At 60.1% G+C, this 3,040-nt stretch carries 3 protein-coding genes; all 3 read right to left on the reverse strand.

What is annotated here, in order from left to right; translation table 11 throughout:
• Positions 1-134: 134 nt before the first annotated feature.
• Positions 135-1,418, reverse strand: a complete 1,284-nt coding sequence (locus ACRC1E_RS11175; RefSeq protein WP_438515174.1) for a TRAP transporter large permease — start codon at positions 1,416-1,418, stop codon at positions 135-137.
• The gene (locus ACRC1E_RS11180; RefSeq protein WP_438515175.1) at positions 1,415-2,029 is read right to left on the reverse strand and encodes a TRAP transporter small permease; all 615 of its coding nucleotides are present in this window, start codon (positions 2,027-2,029) and stop codon (positions 1,415-1,417) included. The genes ACRC1E_RS11175 and ACRC1E_RS11180 overlap by 4 nt, the downstream gene beginning before the upstream one ends.
• A gap of 60 nt (positions 2,030-2,089) precedes the next feature.
• Positions 2,090-3,040: TRAP transporter substrate-binding protein (locus ACRC1E_RS11185; protein WP_438515176.1), on the reverse strand; the 951-nt coding region annotated here is incomplete at its 5' end.

The following is a 3,040-nucleotide window of genomic DNA, read 5'->3' on the forward strand; positions in this document are numbered from 1 at the left end:
CTTTTTTAAGCAGTTTGGATTAACAGCATTCGTTGGCCATTATATAGGCTTAGAAGCACTAGCGGCTATGCCGGCTGTCTGACAAAAAAAGCGACGGTATAAAACCGTCGCTTTCTGGCCAATCAGGGCGTGGTTTACATCATGCCCAGCGTGCGTGGCAGCCACAGCGAGATGGCCGGCACATAGGTGATCAGCATCAGGAAGGCCAGCATGGTCAGCAGCCATGGCCATACCGCGATGGTCAGCTCGGTGATGCCCATCTTGGTGATGCCGGAGGCGACATACAGGTTGAGGCCGACCGGCGGGTGGCACATGCCCACTTCCATATTCACCACGATCAGGATGCCGAAGTGTACCGGGTCGATGCCCAGCGCCACCGCCACCGGGAACAGGATGGGGGCGAAGATCAGCACGATGGACGAGGGCTCCATCACGTTGCCGGCCAACAGCAGCAGCACGTTGACCACCAGCAGGAAGGCGATCGGGCCCAGGCCTGCGTCGATCAGCCAGCCGGCCATCGCCTGCGGGATGCCTTCGCTGGTCATCAGGAAAGAGAACAGCACGGCGTTGGTGATGATGTACAGCAGCATCGCCGACATCGAGGCCGAATCCAGCAGCACTTTCGGCACCTGCTTCAGGCTCATGTCCTTATAGACGAATACCGCCACGATAAAGGCGTACACCGCGCTCATCGCCGCCGCTTCGGTCGGGGTGAAGATGCCGCTATAAATGCCGCCGATCACCACCACGATCAGGAACAGGCCCCACATCGATTCGCGGAAGGCCTTGAGGCGCTGGATGGCAGTGGCCTTGGCCAGACGCGGGTAACCGAATTTGCGCGCGCGATACCAGGTGGTGACGCCAAGGAAGGTCGCCAGCATGATGCCGGGAATCACACCGGCCATGAATAGCTGGCCGACCGAGGTATTGGTGGCCACCGAATACATCACCATCACGATGGATGGCGGGATCAGGATGCCCAGCGCGCCGCTGGTAGTGATCACGCCGGCGCCGAAGCTGTTGGGGAAGCCTTGCTTGACCATGGCCGGCAACAGGATGGAGCCGATGGCGACGACGGTAGCCGGGCTGGAGCCGGACACCGCCGCGAACAGTGCGCACGCCATCACGCCGGCGAGGCCGAGGCCGCCATGCCAGTGGCCGACCATGCTGGTGGCGAAGTTGATCATGCGCCGGGCGACACCACCGTGGGTGAGGAAGTTACCGGCCAGAATAAAGAACGGGATTGCCATGATCTCGAACTTTTCGATACCGGTGAACAGCTTGAGCGCCACCGCCTCGATCGGTACTTCGGTCATGGTGAATAAGAAAGTGAGTACCGTCAGGCCGAGCGAAATCGAGATCGGCATGCCGGTCAGCATCAGGAGGATCAATAGTCCGAAGATGATCAGCGCGCTCATTTGTTGTCATCCTTGTGCTTGAGGTCGTGCGGGTGCAGGTTGTCGTCCATGGCGAACCAGTTGCTGTCGGCGGAAACGTCGTCCATGCCCTCGACGTGGCTGTGGTCATGCTTGGGCAGCTCGCCGGTGCGGATAAAGTTCCAGGTGACCTGCAAGAAGCGGAAGCTCATCAGGTAAGAGCCGCAGGGAACGGCGAGGTAAACCAGCCACATCGGGACTTCCAGATCGGCCGAGGTCTGCTCGGTGTGCGCGATTTCCCATACAAAGGTGGCGCCCAGCGTGCCGACGATGGCGGTGAACAGCGCACCGGCGAGCAGGCCCAGCACGATAAAGCGGCTGCGGTTTTTGTCGTTCAGCTTGTTGATCAGCACATCGACGCCGACGTGGATGCCGGTACGCACGCCATAGGCGGCACCGAACTTGGCCATCCAGACGAATAGATAAATGGTCAGCTCCTGCGTCCACGCCATATTGATGGGTGCGAGGTAGGGATAGAGCAGGTCAATGCCGGAGCCGTAGCGGTGGGCGACGGCAATAAAGGTAATCAAGGTGGCTGTGGCCATTAAAAAGGCGATCAGCCACTCCTCGAGATGGTCGAGGAATTTGAGCATGGCGGCTCTCCATACAAAAGGGCGCTGCCCGTTAGGGGTAGCGCCCGGAGGAAGGGGTTATCAGTTGGACTTGAAGCCGGTGGCGGTCTGTACCGATTTGAGCAGGTCGGCACCGATGCGATCAGCCATCTTGGCGTGTACCGGGGCCAGCGCCTGACGGAAGGCGGCACGTTCGGCCTGGGTCGGGTTGTAGACGGTGGTCTTGCCCGAGGTGGCGATTTTCTTGAGGTCGGCTTCGTTTTCCTGCTTGGCGATCTGGTTGGCGTATAGGGTGCTGTCGCGCATCGCGCCTTCCAGCTGGGTGCGTACATCCGCCGGCAGGCCATCCCAGAACTTCTTGTTGACGATCACCGCATAGCCCAGATAGCCGTGGGCGGTGGTGGTCAGGTTCTTCTGCACTTCGTGCATCTTCTGGGTGTACATATTCGATGGCGGGTTTTCGGTGCCGTCGACCACGCCGGTCTGTAGCGCCTGGTACGCCTCGGAGAAGGCCATTACCTGTGGCATGGCGCCGAGGGCGCGCATCTGCTCGTCGAGCACCTTGGACGACTGGATGCGCAGCTTCTGGCCCTTGAGGTCGGATGGCAGCTTGATCGGCTTGTTGGCCGACAGGTGCTTGAAGCCGTTGTCCCAGAACGCCAGACCCTTGATGCCCTTGTTGTCCAGCTTGCCCAAGAGCTGCTGGCCGATCGGGCCCTGGGTGACTTTGTGCAGCTCGGCGTAGTTGTCGAACATGTACGGCAGGTCGAATACTTCGTATTCCTTCACGCCCAGCGGGCCGAATTTGGCCAGGCTTGGCGCCAGCATCTGCACTGCACCCAGCTGCAGCGCCTCCAGTTCTTCCTTGTCCTTGTACAGCTGGCTGTTCGGATAAATATCAACCTTGACCTTGCCCTTGGTGCGCTCTTCGGCCAGTTTCTTGAATTGCTCGGCTGCCTTGCCCTTGGGGGTGTCTTTGGCGACGACGTGGCTGAACTTGATGACGATTTCGCCGGCGGCGAAGGCCGAGCC

Origin of the sequence: Craterilacuibacter sp. (assembly GCF_051659485.1) — a bacterium.
GTDB lineage: Bacteria > Pseudomonadota > Gammaproteobacteria > Burkholderiales > Chromobacteriaceae > Craterilacuibacter.